This window comes from Paenibacillus sp. Leaf72 (assembly GCF_001422685.1).
Taxonomy (GTDB): Bacteria; Bacillota; Bacilli; order Paenibacillales; family Paenibacillaceae; genus Pristimantibacillus.
In genome coordinates, this window is record NZ_LMLV01000030.1 from 192,356 (window position 1) to 209,844 (window position 17,489).

A 17,489-nucleotide genomic window follows, 5' to 3' on the forward strand; every position below is an offset into this window, starting at 1 on the left:
GCGTATTGCGGAAGCGATGGGAGGAGGCACGGCATGGACATTTTCAAGCGAATATCGGAATATCAAGCAGAGAGTGAGAAGCTGGCCTGGAGTGGATCTTTCAAGGATTATATTGAACTGCTGAGACAGGATCCAACCCCGGCCATGACGGCGCACGCGCGTGTCTATGAAATGATTGAATCCTATGGAGTCGAGGAGAGGGATGGGAAGAAGCGGTACAAATTTTTCGAGCAGGAAATTTATGGGCTGGACCGCTCTGTTGAAAAGCTGGTGGAGGAATATTTCCACTCCTCGGCGCGAAGGCTTGATGTGCGCAAACGGATTTTGCTTCTAATGGGTCCTGTCAGCGGAGGGAAATCGACGCTGGTTACGATGCTCAAAAAGGGGCTTGAGAAATATTCCAGAACGAAACGCGGCGCCGTCTATGCGATTAAAGGCTGCCCGATGCACGAAGAGCCGCTGCATCTCATTCCGCATGAGCTGAGAGGCGAGATTGAGCAGGAGATTGGCGTTAGGATTGAAGGCAATCTATGCCCCTCCTGCCAGATGAGGCTGCAAACCGAATACGGCGGCGATATTCAAAATGTTCAGGTGGAGCGCGTATTCATCTCGGAGGATAACCGCGTGGGCATCGGTACGTTCAGCCCATCTGATCCAAAGTCGCAGGACATTGCCGATCTAACCGGCAGCATCGATTTTTCCACGATTACAGAATTTGGCTCGGAATCCGATCCGCGTGCTTATCGTTTTGACGGCGAGCTGAACAAGGCGAACCGGGGGCTTATGGAGTTTCAGGAGATGCTGAAATGCGACGAGAAGTTTTTGTGGAACCTGCTGTCCTTAACGCAGGAGGGCAATTTTAAAGCGGGGCGGTTTGCGCTTATTTCCGCTGATGAATTAATTATTGCCCACACGAACGAGACGGAGTACAAATCCTTCATTAGCAATAAGAAAAATGAAGCGCTCCAGTCTCGGATGATCGTCATGCCGATTCCATATAACCTGAAGGTGTCCGAGGAAGAAAAAATTTATACGAAGCTCATTGGCCAGAGCGACATGAAGCATATTCATATTGCTCCGCATGCACTTCGCGCTGCTGCTATTTTCTCCATACTTACCCGTCTGAAGGAGACGAAGAAGCAGGGCATGGATTTGGTGAAGAAGATGCGGATGTACGACGGCGAGGAAATCGAAGGCTTCAAGGATGCCGATCTTAAGGAAATGCAGACCGAATATACCGAGGAAGGCATGTCCGGCATCGACCCGCGTTATGTCATCAACCGGATTTCGAGCGCGCTGATCAAGCAGGATATGCAGTGCATTAATGCGCTCGATGTGCTTCGCGGCTTGAAGGACGGCCTCGACCAGCATCCATCCATTACGAAGGAGGAGCGGGAGCGTTATTTGAACTTTATTTCGGTTGCGCGCAAGGAATACGATGGCCTGGCCAAAAAAGAAATTCAGAAGGCATTCGTCTATTCCTATGAGGAGTCGGCGCGTACGTTGTTCGAAAACTATCTTGACAACATTGAGGCTTATTGCAACTGGGCTAAAATCAAAGATCCGCTCACCGGCGAGGAGCTTGATCCGGATGAGCGCCTGATGCGTTCCATTGAGGAGCAGATTGGCGTTTCTGAAAATGCGAAAAAAGCGTTCCGCGAAGAAATTTTGATTCGCATCTCGTCGTATTCCCGGAAAGGGAAAAAATTCGATTTCACCAGCCACGAGCGGCTGCGTGAAGCGGTGGAGAAAAAGCTGTTCACCGATCTTAAGGACATCGTGAAAATTACGACCTCCACGAAGACGCCGGATGAAATCCAGCTCAAGCGGATAAACGAAGTGACGAAGCGGTTGATTGATGACCACGGTTATTGCCCCGTATGTGCTAATGAGCTGCTGCGTTATGTAGGCAGCCTGCTTAATCGCTAACGATCCAAATAAGAGAAGATCAAGAAGTTCGGTGGAGCAGCTGCCCGCCGAACTTCTTGTCGCTGTCTGGGTGAAAATAAAGCACGAATAAGCTAGAATAGGTTAGGAGGACTGGAAAAATGGGACTATGGATTCAGCTTTTTCGGTGAATTTTGTAGAGATCTCAACAAATTCTCTTGAATTATTAAAGAAATGTCTACCTTTATGAAGCTGAATGCCGATATACTTAATATAGCAGTTGGTATTTATTTAGAGACTGGGGGTTGTTCAATGATTAATGTCACAGTAGAACGTAAGCGTCAGTTGGACTATACAGGAATCAAGGAACAGGATTTGCAGCTGCTCGCGGAGTGCAGGCCTATTTTTAAGCAGGTAGTCGACGAGGTTGTTGATCGTTTCTATGATAATGTGGGACTCTATCCCGAAATGGTAGCTTTAATGAAGAAATTTAGCAATGTGGATCGTTTGAAAGGGACGCAGCGCGAATATTGGCTGTCTCTTGCGGACGGCGTTATTGATGAAGCATTTATTGAAAACCGGATAAAAATCGGGCTTGTGCATTCCCGGATTGGCCTGACAACCGACTGGTATTTAGGTACATACATGACTTACTTGAACATTGCGACGGATGTATTTGAGCGTGTGCTTCCAGATGGATGGAAGCCGGTTATTCACTCCTTGTCCAAAATGTTCAATTTGGACTCGCAATTTGTGCTTGAAGCGTATAACCGCGCAGAGCAGACGAAGGTGCAGGAGCTGGCGGATGAGCGTGCAACGATGCTGTCGACTGTAACGGAAGCGGTGCAGCAGCTGGCTGGTTTAATGGTTGAGCTGGAAGAAGGCGCCCAATCGATTGCAGCTACAGCATTGTCTACTTCAGATTCACAAGAGAAAGCGCATTCTTTGCTTGGCGAGCTGCAGGGCGAGCTGGATGGCATTACAGAAATGGGTACGATGATTCGGGAAATTGCCGATCAGACGCATTTGCTTGGGCTGAATGCGGCCATTGAAGCAGCAAGAGCCGGAGATCATGGTCGGGGCTTCGAGGTTGTTGCCAATGAGGTGCGCAAGCTGGCTGCATCGTCACGAGGAGCACAAGAAACGATTCAAAATAAGCTTAGTGAAATTGAGAAAAAGGTTAATTCGGTTCGGAGGGAGTCCGATCAGACTTCGGCGGAGGCGCGTAATCAAGCGGCAAAATCACAGGAGCTTGCTGCTTTTGTGAAAATGGTCGATGATGTCGCCAAAGATTTGAACAAGCTTAATGCAACCTCTTCATAGGCCGCATTTTATAGTAGATAACATTAAGAAGAAGCCGAAATTCTCGCGTCTGAGGATTTCGGCTTTTTTTGTATGATATATAAGTTGACATGAATATTCGGTTTTAGTATGATTGAGCTACAGAAATGGACGATTTTATGAAATTTAACGTCATAAAAACTAACATTAATCTGCCGTTGGATCAAAAACGATCATTATTGTTACAGGATTTACATGTGAGGTTGAGCCATCTTGGAGGAGGCGGTTGGCATGTCGACGGCCAGACAGTCGCAGTCGCATTTTTACGATTCACAATCTTTTTATGATGAAATGTTTGAAAAGGATTTTTCAGTTCGTCCCCACTATGAAAGCGTTCATCGTATGTTCGGAAAAATGAAGCCCTCTGAGCTAGGTATTCGCCAGCATGCTCTTAATCAGCGAATGATGGAGGAAGGTATTACCTTCACGCTGTACAGCAGCAATCAAAATGAGCCTCTGGAGCGGACGATTCCGTTCGACTATATTCCCCGTGTCATTCCCCGGCATGAGTGGGACAATATTGACCGCGGCGTACGCCAGCGCATCCGCGCGCTGAACGCCTTCACCCATGACATCTACCACCAACAGCACATTGTAAAAGATGGCGTTATCCCCCGCAAAATGATCGTGTCCAATACTTATTTCCGCCCGGAAATGGTTGGGCTGGATGTGCCGTCAGGCGTGTACATTACAGCTTCTGGCATCGATTTGATCCGAGATGAGAAGGGGCGTTATTTTGTACTGGAGGACAATTTGCGTTCCCCTTCCGGCTTCTCTTACTTATTCAAGGGCAGAACGCTAATGAGCGAGCTGTTTCATGACCTGTATTTGTCCTCGTCTGTCCAAAGCATCGAGCGCAGCCTCAACTGCTTCCTCAGCTCGCTTCGCTCTCTTGCGCCAAGCGGCAAAAGAGATCCTCTTATAGTGCTGCTTACGCCGGGCTCCTACAACTCGGCCTATTACGAGCATACCTTCCTCGCTCAGCAGCTTGGCATTCATCTTGTGGAAGGCCGCGATCTCGTTTACAAGGACCACAACATTTATTTGCGGGACTTGCGCGGGCTTCGCAAAGTGGATGTTATTTATCGGCGGATCGATGACGAGTTTATAGATCCGCTTGCTTTTCAGCCGGATTCCCTGCTTGGGGTTCCTGGGCTGATGAATGCGTATCGCGCAGGCAATGTGGCGATTGCCAATGCCCCAGGTACCGGGGTCGCCGACGATAAGGCGGTGTATGCGTATGTCCCGGATATGATTCGCTATTATCTGGGCGAAGAGCCGATTTTGCATAATGTGCCAACCTATATTTTGTCGCGCAAGGAAGAGCGGGAATACGTGCTGGACCACCTCGCGGAGCTGGTTGTCAAGGAAACCTCGCTTTCCGGCGGCTACGGCATGTTAATTGGCCCTAGCGCGACGCCAGCGGAAATCAAAGCGTTCGCTGAGGCGATTAAGCTCGATCCAGAGCGGTATATCGCCCAGACGACAATGAGGCTTTCTCGAGCGCCGGTAATGATGGATGGCATTATGGCACCGCGCCATATCGATTTAAGAGCTTTTGCGTTGATGGGCGAGGAGACGCATGTCATACCGGGCGGGCTGACGCGTGTCGCAATGACGGAAGGCTCGCTCGTCGTGAATTCATCGCAAGGCGGCGGGGTTAAAGATACGTGGGTGCTCAGCCGCTAGGCCCATATATTTCGAAGCCTCTAAGCGGTAAAGCTGCTAAGCCGGTAAGCCGGCACGGAACAATGAGGCGGGGAGCCTAATAATCGGAGGGATGGCTATGCTTAATCGGAATGCGGAGGCGCTGTTTTGGATTGGACGCTACATGGAGCGGGCGGAAAACCATGCGCGATTGATCGATGTTCACTATCATTTGCAAGCGGAGGATGGCGCAGAATCGGAGGCGGCCGAGCAAGGGCAAGGAATGGCAGCTCCGACCTGCAAATGGTCGCGCATCGTAGATGCGCTGGGCAGCAGAGAGTCCTATGTCCAGCAATATGGCAGCTACAGCGAGCAGGATGTGCTGCGGTACATGACGCTTGACCGCGACAATCCGAATTCGCTTGTGTCCTGCGTCAGCCATGCGCGGGGCAATCTGCGCACGCTGCGCGAGAAGGCGCCGAGCGAGATGTGGGATGCGGTCAACGGCTTTTATTTGTGGCTGCGGGAGAAGCAGCCCGAGGATTTAATGGCGGAATCGCCGCATTTGTTTTTCGGCAAAATCAAGGAATGGACGGCGCTGTTCCAAGGCATCAGCCAGTCCGTCATGCCTCGTGAGAATGAGTGGCATTTTATTGAATGCGGCCGTTATTTGGAACGGGCTGAAAATACGCTGCGAATTATTAAAGCCGCTTATAATACGGTTCTTGCGAGCGGCGAGAGCTGGAGCAATGCGTCTGGCGCATACTCGTACTTGCAGGCTATGCTGCGTTCGCTGAGTGGCTATCAGGTATTCCGGCGCTATTATGCCGATGGCATGTCGGTGGAGTCCATTGTTGATTTTGTCATCTTAAATGAAGTGTTTCCAAGGTCCGTGCATTTTGCGCTGCATACGCTCGATGAGCATATGCGGTATATCCGCTTTCAGGATATGCAGCTGCGCTCAGCGCATGACAAGGTTATTCGCCAAGTAAGCAAGGTGAAGGCGGATCTCGCCTGCCTGGATCGGGAAGATATACTGCTGGACCGCGAAGGGGCCATTGTCGGTCATTTGCTGGAGGCTTGCCAGACGCTGGGCGGCACCTTCGCCAAAACCTTTTTTCGCATGGGGGAGGCCAGCGCATGAAGCTGAATATTTCGCATGTGACGCAATACGATTATGGGACGCCGGTTACGGACAGTGTCAATGAAATTCGTCTGACGCCGAGTACAGATGAACGCCAGTCCTGCTACCAGCAATCCATTGCGGTAGAGCCGAATGCACCGCTGTTCAGCTATGAGGATTTTTTCGGCAATCGGGTGCATTCGTTTTCGGTGAACGGCTCGCACCGCAAGCTGACGATCCGCTCGCAAATGACGGTTGTGACGAAGGAGGCTCTTACACCAGAGCAGCAGGCAGCTGCTCTGAATGGCGGCGGAGCGGCTGAAGTCGCTTGGGAATGGCTGCAATCAGAGGAGGCGGGTAATCGTTTCGTAGAGTTTCTGCTGCCTACTGCTTACACGGCGCTCAGCCCGGAAGTGGAGACATATGCAGTGGGCGTAGAGGATCGGAAAAACGACGGCATGAGCGTATATGGCTGGCTGCTAGCGCTATCCCAAAAAATCCGCAACGAGTTCGTCTATGATCCGGATGCTACAACGGTGGATACGAAAGCGAGCGACATGTTCGAACGCAGGCGCGGCGTCTGTCAGGATTTTGCCCATCTCATGATTGCCTGCTGCCGCTCGCAGCAGGTTCCGGCCCGCTATGTGAGCGGCTACCACTTTGTTGGCGATTTGCAAGGCGGAACGGCAGATTTTGAGCAGGCGTCCCATGCATGGGTGGAGGCTTACGTGCCGTCGCTTGGCTGGTGCAGCTTCGATCCGACGAATGAAGCTCCTGTCGGCGAGCGTTACGTCAAGCTGGGCCATGGACGCGATTATAAAGATATCGTTCCGGTAAAGGGCGTGTATCGTGGTAGCGGGCAGCAGACGTTGAAGGTGACGGTGGATGTGCGCAAGGTAGAGGAATGAAGCGGAATATCCATCAGAAATTCAATGAAAAATTCAATGAGAAAAAAAGCCCTTCGGGCGCTGACTGGCTGCTTAAGCTTTCATGCAGCTGCACAAGTGCCTGAAGGGCTTCTTTGTTGTATTTTGTTGTATTTCCTTGGGAGGCTGGAATTACTGGACGATTGTAAAATCGTCGAAGTTCAAGCGGCTGCCGGATGTGCCGGCAACTACAATTTTGAAGCGTACCGCTGCGGTTTCATTTACAGTAATCGTCTGCTCCGTTAATGACTGGCTGCTGGAGTAGGTGCTTCCGACATCCGTCCAGGTGGAGCCGCCATTAAGCGACTTTTGAAGCTTCCATGTCGCTCCCGTGTCGCTGCCAAAGCTCGCATGCTTCACCTTGACGGTAGTCGCGCCGCCTGTCACATTGAAATTCATATAGATGGAGCCTGCCGCTCTGACTCGTGCGGATTTGGTGCCATTTTTCTTGTCTGTAGATAGATCGCCAAGCAGTGCATTATCGAAGGTCCACGAGCCTGAACCGAGCGTAACCGAAGCGGCTGTATAGGCTGCTTTCGTGCCTGTCTCGAAGGTTTCGTTTACAGCGCCAGAGGTTGGCGGCTGCGACGTTGAGGCATAGCCGTAGGAGCCTTGCTTGAAGGTGGAGCTGTCCCACCATTTGTAGCCTGCCGCTGGTGCTGCCCATGGCTCAGCTTGCGGTTGGGTTGACGTTTGTGGCGATTCTATAGCAAGCAAAGCTGTTGCATTGTCAAGCGTAAGGCCGCTTACTTGATTCAGTGCCGTGTAGCTTTCTTTAACAGCAAGCCAGTCCACTAGTTGTACGAGCAGTGCGCCATTGCTCGCTTCTGTAAAGCCGTCGTACGTCGTTTTGGAGCCGCCTGTTTCCTCGCGCAAATATTTAGGCGTGCTGTCTTCGACAGGGGAAGAGTCGCCGATCACGGCTACTTTGCCAAGACTATTTTTGCCGATCGCGACATAAGGTCCTTCAGCAATTCCTCCACCATTATAGACGCCCTGATCCACCGCATTGCCCCAAGCGGCAGAAGTCTGCTGCATGTATACGATTCCCTTTGCCTTAGTCGGGTCTGTAATGGCGATGGTCGATCCAGCATGCATCGTCACGGAAGTAACGCCGCTAGTAATGCCGAAAGATTGCGAGGAAGGAACGATTGTTCCTGAGTTTACGTTGCCTAGTGCATTGTAACGGATGCGCATGCCGAAGTTGTTCGACAGCCAGTCGGAGCTGGCTACACCCTGCATAGCAACTGAACTGGCTTCTTCTGTACTCATGCCCAGCGCGGGATTCGACCAAGCTCCTCGTCTATAGCCGTTGAATACTTCAGAGGAATCCCATCTGTTTTTATTTCGATCTGCGTTATAGTGGTCTGCGATGAAGAAAATGCTGCCTCCGCCCTGCACATACGAAAGCATAGCCTGCTGCTCGCTCGTCTTGAACGGCACGTTCGCTTCAGGAATAACGAAGACGTCATAGCTGCTTAAGTCTGCCAGCGTAATAGGGCCGCTTTTGCGAAGCTCCTTGACGTAATAGCCTTTGCCTGCAAGAGCTTGTCCAAAATCGGAAAAGCCGCCGTCAATGACCCAATCTGCCGCACCTGCTGTTTGGGCATGGGCGTTGTCGAACAGAATTTTTTTGCCATTGGCGCTTCCTGCGGGCTGTAGGACGGGAGCCGGATCGGACGGCCCCTCCGCTAAGGAAACTGCTGTGCCTGCCGATAAAGACATTGCAAAGATGAGTGCTCCTGCCGTCAATCGCTTCAAAAAATTACCCTTCATCATCAAACCTCCGCTTCTAGTAGTTGGTTTAATTAGAGTGGCTTCCTTGTTTGGAAGCACAAGGCAATTGTACTATTTTTTCTAAATAATAGAAATAGATTCGCGTAAGAAAACCAGTACATATAGTGTTAAGTTTATGTAAGGAATATTGAAAGAGTTGCTAGTCGTTGCTGAACAGCTCGTTCAATACATTTTTTCTGTTTTCGAGAAAGCGTCGAGTTAGCTGGTAATGTGCTGTGTCCTCGTAGCGAATTTCTTCAACGGGCTTGGCGTCAAAATTGTAAATTTGCGCGTTCGGATATCCAAGCAAAATAGGCGAGTGAGTCGCAATAATGAACTGGGCATCGCGCTCCAAATCTTTAATGACGCGAAGCAGCGCGAGCTGACGGGCAGGAGAAAGCGCGGCCTCGGGCTCGTCGAGCAAATAGATCGCTTTTTTGCCAAAACGGTGCTTGAACAACGATAGAAAGGCTTCGCCATGCGACTGCTCATGCAGCGATTTGCCGCCGTAATAGGGCAAGCTTTCAGGCACTGTATCGAGGTAAGAGGCGAATTGGTAAAACGTTTCTGCGCGCAGAAAAAAGCCGTTCGTGAGCTTGGGCATCCAGGAAAGCCGAACGTAGGGACCTAGTGCAGATTCAGAGGCATCTACGTCGTAGCTGTTGTTGCGCCCTCCGCCAGCAGTGTTAAAGCTGCATTGATAGGCTATAGCTTCTAGAAAGGTGGACTTGCCGGAACCATTTTCGCCTACAAAGAAGGTGATATGGGTATGGAAATGAAGCTTGCTCATTGACTGGATGACAGGAATGGAAAAGGGATACTTGCTGTAATTGGGAATGCGCTCCTTGAGCAGCTCTGCACTCCGTAAATACAAGGCGTTCAGCTCCTTTGGCAGAAGAGGTCGTTTTTTTTATTTTAACATGTGGAATGTTTGTGCGCATGTGGAGTGGGAAGGGAGAGGAGCAATTTGCGACTTATTGTGATAGTCCAAGGTCTGGCAAACATATGACCTAATAGAGGTGCAAGAGTATTTGGAGGTGTGGGGAAGCATTGAAAGCAGCGATAGTGCCGTTACCCATATTAGCCTTACCACGAGAAATATGAACAAGCGATTTTGTATTATGAAAAATTTCTTACGATGGGCGAAGGGTGGGTGGAGGATAATGCTACGACATGCGGCAAGCTGGCGGATTGCTCTAACCGGCTTGGAGATACAGAGCGGGAGCTTGAATCGATATTAAGATCGTTTCAATATGGCAGTCCGCGGGCGGAATTTTGCTGCCGGCTAGGGTATTATTTTTTGCAGCAAAAAGATTTCGAGACGGCTGGTTTCTGGTATAACCTCGCAATTGAGCGTGGGCAGTCCGACCAACGGCTGGGCTTTGTCAATATGGCCTGCTCCACCTGGCTGCCGCATCTTCAGCTATGCGTCTGCTACGCTCGTCTAGGTGAATACGAGCTGGCCTATCGGCATAATGAGGCTGACCGAACTTTCCGTCCAGAGGATCCCCGAGTGCTGCAAAACAAAGGTTATTTGGAGTCATTACGGCAAAAAGCGGAATTACCCTAATCAAATATAAGAAAACAGCAGCGGACTAAGTATAGCCTTAGTCTGCTGCTGCTGTTTTTAAGCTTTAGCCGCCCATAGTTCAATTTCTATTTTTATTTCTGGCAGCCCTAATTCCGAAAGATAACCAATCGTCATAGATGGATAGTGAATGCCAAAAAGTTCCGCCCATTTTTCGTAGAGATGCTCCCAGTCTATTTTTTCAGTGGCCCATATGTTCACCTTAATAATATGATCGGAGGTTAATTGTTCGGAGTTCAGTAAAATGTTGATATTTGCAAACGTATTGTTGATTTGTTCATTCAACGTGTTTGGAATGCTGCCGTTTTGGTCTGTTCCGATTTGGCCAGAAGTAACATACAGCTCAGCGTTTCTCGGAATTTTTGTAAGGTGGCTGTAATTCCCTACTGGACTGGGCATTCCTGCTGGATTTTTTCTAGTGATCCCTAAATTATTCATGTATCTTCGCCTCTCATTTTAAGATTTCTGCCATTTTCAACCAATCCTTTTGGGTACACTTCACCCGTTAAATGGATTTTAGAAAAAAACAGCAGTCGAGTATCCGTAGCCAGAGGATATGAAATGCAAGGATCGTTTCTTCATGAACGGACACTCCTTTCTCTTAAAATTAGGAAGATGTAATCTATGGTAAAGTTTAAGCGAAACAAAATACGAAGTCAAATTCCAGTGATCTCTAAAGCCAAATCAATCTATCTGCTGTTTAATAAATCCGGAATAATAGAGGGCTACAGAGGGGGAGGGTTCCCCTTAGCTCAGAAACGCGAATAGGATAATTACAAATAGGTTAATGGCCTGCTCGAGAAAGGTTTTTTATCTCCGATGTAAGGAGCGACGCTCGTTCTGAGCTAAGGGGATAACCTGCAAAAGCAAAACGAATAGGTAAGAGAAAGAGAAAGAGAAAGAGAAAGAGAAAGAGAAAGAGAAAGAGAAAGTTCTGGTTATGGGGATAGGTATAGATAGGGGCAGAGGAAATAGGGGAGAGCCGACGCGCGGTCGGACTGAGCTTTCAATTTATAAAAAAAGGCGGGAAGCTGCCCCAAAGCAGCTTCTCGCCTTTTTGCTCCCAAACGCCATTAAACGCCATTAAGCGCCATTAAGTTACACAAACTTGCGGCTCGTTTTTTTGCCGTCGCAGCTGAATACGATCTTTTTGTCCTCGACGACGGTTTCGAGATGGACCGATTTGCCCCAGAGATGGACGACATGCGGCAGCGTGCGCTCAACATATTTCAGATCGAGCTCCATGCCCTCGTACTTGTGAAGCAGGTAGAGCTCGCCTACACGGTTAAAATCGCCATCTGTGACGAAGAGGCTGGGGAAGCCGCCGTTTACTTTAGAGTAAACAAGCTGGTCGCGGATATTTTCCCACGATTTATCGGTTATTTTCCACTCCGGCCCCTTCTTCTCGAAAACATACAGGTCCAAATCCTTGACCAAATCCTTGGTCAAATAGTTGCGGAGAAACGAAATATCCGAATCGAGCTCGCGCACCTCGAACATTTTTTCCCGGCCTTTGCCCGGTACGCGCCCGAAGCGCCGCTGCTCTTCTATCGTTGGCTTATCCCAGCGCTTCTCAATATCCTCGAAAATTTTCAGCCCCAAATAATACGGATTCAGCGTATGCCGGGAAGGCACGACGACGGAGGAGTTCAGCTTGGCAAATTCAATCGTTTCCTCGCTTGTCAGGTCAAGCTCGCGAATAATGCGCTGATGCCAGTACGACGCCCAGCCTTCGTTCATAATTTTCGTTTCCAGCTGCGGCCAAAAATAAAGCATCTCATCGCGCATCATCGACATAATATCGCGCTGCCAGTCCGTAAGCTGAGGCGAGTACTCCTCAATAAACCAGATCAAGTCCTTTTCCGGTGCTGGCGGAAAATGTTTTGGCGGCGGCGTTTGATCCTGACGATTGGCATCATCCGGGTCAAGCCCCCATAGATCCTCGTATTCGGAAGGGATAGCCGTGATGACCGAACGGTTCTGCTCCGTCGTCAGCATTTCAATATAACGGGTTTTATCGAGCTGGTATGGCTTAATAATCGCGGAGTCCACATGCTCCTGAATGGCAAGCACGGCATCGATAAATTTTTCGACGGCTTCCAGGCCATAATCCATTTCATATTGCTGAATGCGTTCAGCTGTAGCGGACATGCTCTCGACCATATTGCGGTTGGAAGTGCTGAAACGAGCGTTATTTTTGAAAAAATCACAATGGGCGAGTACGTGCGCGACGATCAGCTTGTTCTGAATAAGTGAATTGCCCTGCAGCAGGAAGGCGTAGCAGGGGTTGGAGTTAATGACGAGCTCATAAATTTTGCTAAGGCCAAAATCATATTGCATCTTCATTTTGTTGAAGGTTTTCCCAAAGCTCCAGTGGCTGTAGCGCGTCGGCATGCCGTAAGCGCCAAACGTATAAATAATGTCGGCTGGGCAAATCTCATACCTCATCGGGTAGAAATCGAGGCCAAAGCCTTGAGCGATTTCCGTAATTTCATCGATGGACCGCTCCAATGCGCGGATCTCATCCTGGTTCATCAGCCATCCCCCCGTACTTGATAATACCGTTCATACCATAGGTATGTGCAGTGGGCCAAGTTTATGACGGGAAGGGGGAGATGCTTGTAAAGATGGATTTTGGTTAGAGCCGGGAACATGCTACAATACTAATATAGGAAAGATATAATGAACGTTTTAGTTGAGGGGGCGAGTATCTTGTCACATCCGGATGAGAAAAAAACGCATACCTACGAGGATTGGCTAACTTGGGATGGATCATGGGAACTTATTGATGGGAAAGTCTTTAATATGTCTCCGGCTCCGACCTCGCTGCATCAATATATTGTCGGGGAGCTTTATTTTGCCCTTCGTACGTTTTTTCAAAATCGGAACTGCTATGTATTTATGGCACCCTTTGATGTGTTTTTCAGTGAAAGCGGGGATTTTCAATCACCTGATCATATCGTGCAGCCGGACCTTTCAGTCGTTTGTTCCAAGGACCAAATTTCAAAGAGGGGTTGTAATGGTGCTCCCGCATTAATCATTGAGGTGCTGTCACCATCAACCGCATTGAAGGACTTTAATGAAAAGTTCAATCTCTATCAAAAATTTGGGGTGCAGGAATATTGGATTGTCGACCCGGGAAACCGGACGGTTCATGTTTATGCGCTGCAGGACGGCAGCTATCAGGTGCGTCATTTGTTTACGGAGCAGGAAGTGGTTCAGTCCAGTGTCTTTAAAGATTTACAAGTGCCGATGAACAAGCTGTTTCATATGGAGTAATTTATAGTTAAAACCGGTTGGAGCTGCGCTAGCCGGTTTTTTTTTGCCTACAGCGATTTTATTGAAAAACTCATAATTTCAGTCTCCAAGCATATATTGGCAGATAGTGACTGCTGGTGCAGTCTACCTATGTACAGGAGGATGGTCATTAATGAGCGAATCTGAAAATACGAGACCCAAATACCCGCACATCCCTCAGCCGATTCGGAGTGACGGTGCTGGAGGTCCGGATTTAGGGCCGCGCGATGTGATGCGGGATTTGGAAAATCCGGATATGCTAGTTCCGCCTGTAACGGATGCAGGTCTCGTTCCCAATATGAAATTTTCATTTTCGGATGTCCATATGCAGTTGAATCAAGGGGGCTGGTCCCGTGAGATAACGGCTCGAGAGCTGCCGATTGCGACAACGCTGGCAGGTGTCAATATGTCGCTAATAGCGGGCGGGGTCAGAGAAATGCATTGGCATCAACAGGCAGAATGGTCCTACATGCTGCTTGGAAATGCGAGGATTACAGCGGTGGACCAGAACGGAAAAAATTTCATAGCTGATATCGGGCCGGGCGACTTGTGGTATTTTCCACCGGGCATTCCTCATTCCATTCAAGGACTGGAAGGGGGCTGCGAGTTTCTGCTCGTGTTTGACGATGGGAATTTCTCGGATTTAAACACCTTGTCGATTTCCGATTGGTTTGCCCATACGCCGAAGGAAGTGCTGTCGGCCAATTTTGGCGTACCTGTTAGTGAGTTTGACCATATTCCCGATGATCAGGTTTATATTTATAAAGGCGCGGTTCCCGGTTCAATAGAGAGTCAAAAGGTAGAATCTCCATACGGAACAATCCCGCAGTCCTTTAAGTTTGAGTTGTTGAAGCAGACGCCTATCTTTACGCCAGGAGGCAGTGTAAGAATCGTCGATTCATCCAACTTTCCAGCATCCAAAGCGATTGCAGCAGCACTTGTAGAAATTAAGCCTGGCGCTATGCGCGAGCTCCATTGGCATCCGAATAACGACGAGTGGCAATATTATTTATCGGGCCAAGGCCGAATGACTGTATTTACCGGCAATGGAAATGCACGAACGTATGATGTGCGGGCTGGCGATGTGGGATATGTGCCGTTTGCCTGCGGTCATTATGTGCAAAATACCGGAAACACAACTTTATGGTTTCTGGAAATGTTCAAAAGCGACCGCTTCGCCGACGTTTCCCTTAATCAATGGATGGCGCTCACTCCAACCGAGCTTGTAAAAAGCAATCTCAACGTAGGGGACGCGTTTGTATCCAAGCTGCGCAAAGAGAAATGGCCAGTGGTCAAATATCCCGGCTTTTAAAGTCGGACTAGGGCTGGACTATGTCCGGTTGAGCTTGGTCTATGGAAGAGGCTGGACAAAAGCAAGCAAACTCGCTATTATGAATAATAATTCAAATTTATGAATATTTATTCACAAAGGAGTGTTATGCTTGCAGCATTTTTTATCTTTTGAGCACATAACGAAGGAGCAGCTTCAGAGTATCATTGAACAGGCGGTTGAAATAAAGCGCAATCCGCAAGCCTACAGCAAGGCGGCCGACAATAAGGGGCTGCTGATGCTTTTTCAAAAAAGCTCAACAAGGACGAATCTTTCGTTTCAATCCGGCATGAACCAGCTTGGCGGCTATGTCGTTCCGATGGACTGGAACAGCAGTAACTTCAGCCTGTCGCCCATTCAGTACGAGTCGCGCTACGTCTCAAGAAACAGCGATATCATTATGGCGCGGCTCAAAAATCATGTCGATTTGCTGGAGCTGGCACGTTATGCAACCGTCCCGGTCATCAATGGCTGCTGTGACAAATATCATCCATGCCAGGCTCTGGCTGATCTGATGACGATCTATGAGGTGGCGGGTACGTTTTCTGGTGTAACGCTCACCTATGTGGGGATTCACAACAATGTGGCCAATTCGCTTGTGGAAGGCTGCATGCTGCTCGGCATTAAGCTGCTGCTTGTTACTCCGATCATTAATGAACCATCGTGGGATCAGTTGCTGATGGATAACGCGCTGCAAAGCGGCTGGGTGGAACGGCTCGACAGCTTGCAGGATGCAGCCGCACAATCACAATTTGTATATACAGATACATGGATTGATATGGAGTTTTATCAAGAGGAATTTTATCAGGAGGAGAAGCGGCGCCGAATTAAGGTGATGCTTCCGTATCAATTAAACAGCAGCACTCTTGCGGGCTGTACGCCTTACATTATGCATGATATGCCGATTCATCCGGGCTTTGAAATATCAGAGGAGCTGGTAGAATCGGAGCATTCGGTCATTTACCAGCAGGCGGAAAATCGGATGCATGCTCAAAAAGCGCTGCTGCTTCATCTCCTTCCATAAGTTTCCGGCTTCGCCAGCGGGACATGCCTTCAAATAAAGTTGAAGGGCATATCCTGCTGGCGAGCCGGATTTTTTTGTAATTGAAACAAGCTGCCATTGGCAATGAAAGGTTATGTATAGTAATATAAAATTGTGATCTTATCAAATTTTTAAATACAATTTTTGTAAGAAATTATTATATGAGAGAGAGTATGAGGATAAAATTGTGCTTCATCTTACGTTAGAATCAATCGTTCACGGGCTGTTGTATATTATGGCGGCTGCACTCATGTTTATTGTTTTTACCCCTAGATCGCTGGCCTCTACATTGAAGCGGAGGCTGCTTTTTTTGGGACTGCTCGTCGTATTTACAACGGTATTCCTGAGCTTGGAGGAAATTGACTCCCTTGTCTATGCGCTGCATCTGACCTCCGTCTCTCTGGCGCTCGCTGTGCTTTATGAAGGATTGCTCCAAGGCGTAGTTACGGGAATGGTGTTATTCTTTGGCGGTACTTTGCTCTATGGCAACCACTGGCTGCCAACAGGAATAGCTATCACTGTGCTGCTGCTGACAGGATTGCTGTTCCATTTTAAAATAAAGCCAAATACCCAGCAGAAGCTAAGCGTTGTTAATCTGTTCCTAGTCTTGTTATACATGCTGGCTTATATTGGTGTTTCTCTAGCGCTTGGACATGCTTTAAATGTGCTGCAGCTCAGTATAATTGCTGTTGGGGCGGCTTTTTCATCGTTGCTGATCAGCTTTATTTATTTTAATGTGAAAAATCGTGAATGGTACGAGCAAATGCTCATCATCTCCGAAAAAAATCAAATCGTTGGCCAGCTCGCTGCCTCTATTTCGCATGAAATCCGCAACCCGCTTACTACGACGCGAGGCTTTCTGCAACTGATGAGCAAGGAGCCGCTCGACCGCGAGACGTTCGAGCGCTACCGCACCTATGCTTTTGAAGGGATCGATCATGCCAATGCCATTATTACCGACTATTTGAATTTTTCGAAGCCTAGTGAAGAAGAGCAGCGGCTGCTGAATGTGAAGGATGAAATCGACGGAGTCATTCCTTGGCTGAAGCCTTATTCGGCGCTGTCGAACATATCCGTTGAGGTGTATCATTTATCGAAGGAGCCGCTCATTATTTGCGGCGAGGTCAAGAAATTTCAGCAGTGTATGCTCAACATCATGAAAAACGGCATTGAGGCTATGCCTGAAGGAGGCAAGCTGACGGTGCAGACCGAGCTGGTGCGCAATAAAATTCAAATTCTCGTCCGCGATACGGGCTGCGGGATGAATCGCTCCCAGGTTAAGCGGTTAGGCTTGCCCTATTATACGACGAAGGAGCGCGGCACCGGGCTCGGGCTAATGGTTGTCATGAATATGGTCAAGGAAATGAACGGCAAAATTTTTTTCCACAGTAAAATGAATCAAGGCACGATATGCGAGCTTCAGCTCGAGCGGGCTGCTGCTCCTGAATGATGAAGCAAGCAAGTTTGGCAGGAAGCGAATAACGGATAAAGACGGTTGAAGGAGGCTGCGAAGGCAGCTCTTTCAACCGTTT

At 48.8% G+C, this 17,489-nt stretch carries 14 protein-coding genes; 10 read left to right on the top strand and 4 right to left on the bottom strand.

The window, feature by feature from the left end; all coding sequences use genetic code 11:
* Nucleotides 1-33: 33 nt before the first annotated feature.
* From ASF12_RS22110 to ASF12_RS22130, 5 genes are all read left to right on the top strand, one after another.
* On the top strand, nucleotides 34-1,929 hold the full coding sequence (locus ASF12_RS22110; RefSeq protein ID WP_056039617.1) for a PrkA family serine protein kinase: 1,896 nt from the start codon (nucleotides 34-36) through the stop codon (nucleotides 1,927-1,929).
* Between the two features lie 270 nt (nucleotides 1,930-2,199).
* Entirely contained in the window at nucleotides 2,200-3,210 is a 1,011-nt protein-coding gene (locus tag ASF12_RS22115; protein WP_056039620.1) for a globin-coupled sensor protein, read from the top strand.
* Nucleotides 3,211-3,459: 249 nt separating this feature from the next.
* Entirely contained in the window at nucleotides 3,460-4,917 is a 1,458-nt protein-coding gene (locus ASF12_RS22120) for a circularly permuted type 2 ATP-grasp protein (RefSeq protein ID WP_056039623.1), read from the top strand.
* A 97-nt stretch (nucleotides 4,918-5,014) separates the two neighbouring features.
* A complete protein-coding gene (locus ASF12_RS22125; RefSeq protein WP_056039625.1) occupies nucleotides 5,015-6,019 on the top strand; it encodes an alpha-E domain-containing protein in 1,005 nt (334 codons plus the stop codon).
* Nucleotides 6,016-6,906 (top strand): transglutaminase family protein, encoded by an 891-nt coding sequence (locus ASF12_RS22130; protein ID WP_056039626.1) that lies wholly within the window; start codon nucleotides 6,016-6,018, stop codon nucleotides 6,904-6,906. Before ASF12_RS22125 ends, ASF12_RS22130 begins: the two co-directional genes overlap by 4 nt.
* A 150-nt stretch (nucleotides 6,907-7,056) precedes the next feature.
* On the opposite strand, the gene ASF12_RS22135 is transcribed toward ASF12_RS22130, so the two are convergent.
* Nucleotides 7,057-8,703 carry a hypothetical protein gene (locus tag ASF12_RS22135; protein ID WP_056039627.1) on the bottom strand — a complete coding sequence of 549 codons (1,647 nt, stop codon included), beginning with the start codon at nucleotides 8,701-8,703 and terminating at the stop codon, nucleotides 7,057-7,059.
* Nucleotides 8,704-8,860: 157 nt separating this feature from the next.
* Complete coding sequence (locus tag ASF12_RS22140; RefSeq protein ID WP_056039628.1) at nucleotides 8,861-9,574, bottom strand: AAA family ATPase; 714 nt, start codon at nucleotides 9,572-9,574, stop codon at nucleotides 8,861-8,863.
* A gap of 279 nt (nucleotides 9,575-9,853) precedes the next feature.
* On the opposite strand from ASF12_RS22140, the gene ASF12_RS22145 reads away from it, so the two are divergent.
* On the top strand, nucleotides 9,854-10,270 hold the full coding sequence (locus ASF12_RS22145) for a hypothetical protein (RefSeq protein WP_235533247.1): 417 nt from the start codon (nucleotides 9,854-9,856) through the stop codon (nucleotides 10,268-10,270).
* A gap of 57 nt (nucleotides 10,271-10,327) precedes the next feature.
* Here ASF12_RS22145 and ASF12_RS22150 read toward each other — a convergent pair whose 3' ends face one another.
* Nucleotides 10,328-10,726, bottom strand: a complete 399-nt coding sequence (locus ASF12_RS22150; RefSeq protein WP_056039632.1) for a RidA family protein — start codon at nucleotides 10,724-10,726, stop codon at nucleotides 10,328-10,330.
* Between the two features lie 660 nt (nucleotides 10,727-11,386).
* Nucleotides 11,387-12,823 (bottom strand): SpoVR family protein, encoded by a 1,437-nt coding sequence (locus ASF12_RS22155; RefSeq protein WP_056039635.1) that lies wholly within the window; start codon nucleotides 12,821-12,823, stop codon nucleotides 11,387-11,389.
* Between the two features lie 147 nt (nucleotides 12,824-12,970).
* On the opposite strand from ASF12_RS22155, the gene ASF12_RS22160 reads away from it, so the two are divergent.
* The 4 genes from ASF12_RS22160 (at nucleotide 12,971) to ASF12_RS22175 (ending at nucleotide 17,407) form a co-directional block, all read left to right on the top strand.
* Nucleotides 12,971-13,567: a Uma2 family endonuclease gene (locus ASF12_RS22160; RefSeq protein WP_056039637.1), complete on the top strand. Its 597-nt coding sequence runs from the start codon at nucleotides 12,971-12,973 to the stop codon at nucleotides 13,565-13,567.
* A gap of 151 nt (nucleotides 13,568-13,718) precedes the next feature.
* Nucleotides 13,719-14,897, top strand: a complete 1,179-nt coding sequence (locus ASF12_RS22165; protein WP_056039640.1) for an oxalate decarboxylase family bicupin — start codon at nucleotides 13,719-13,721, stop codon at nucleotides 14,895-14,897.
* Between the two features lie 130 nt (nucleotides 14,898-15,027).
* Entirely contained in the window at nucleotides 15,028-15,939 is a 912-nt protein-coding gene (locus ASF12_RS22170) for an ornithine carbamoyltransferase (RefSeq protein WP_056039643.1), read from the top strand.
* 205 nt (nucleotides 15,940-16,144) lie between these two features.
* The gene (locus tag ASF12_RS22175) at nucleotides 16,145-17,407 is read left to right on the top strand and encodes an ATP-binding protein (protein ID WP_056039647.1); all 1,263 of its coding nucleotides are present in this window, start codon (nucleotides 16,145-16,147) and stop codon (nucleotides 17,405-17,407) included.
* Nucleotides 17,408-17,489 lie beyond the last annotated feature (82 nt).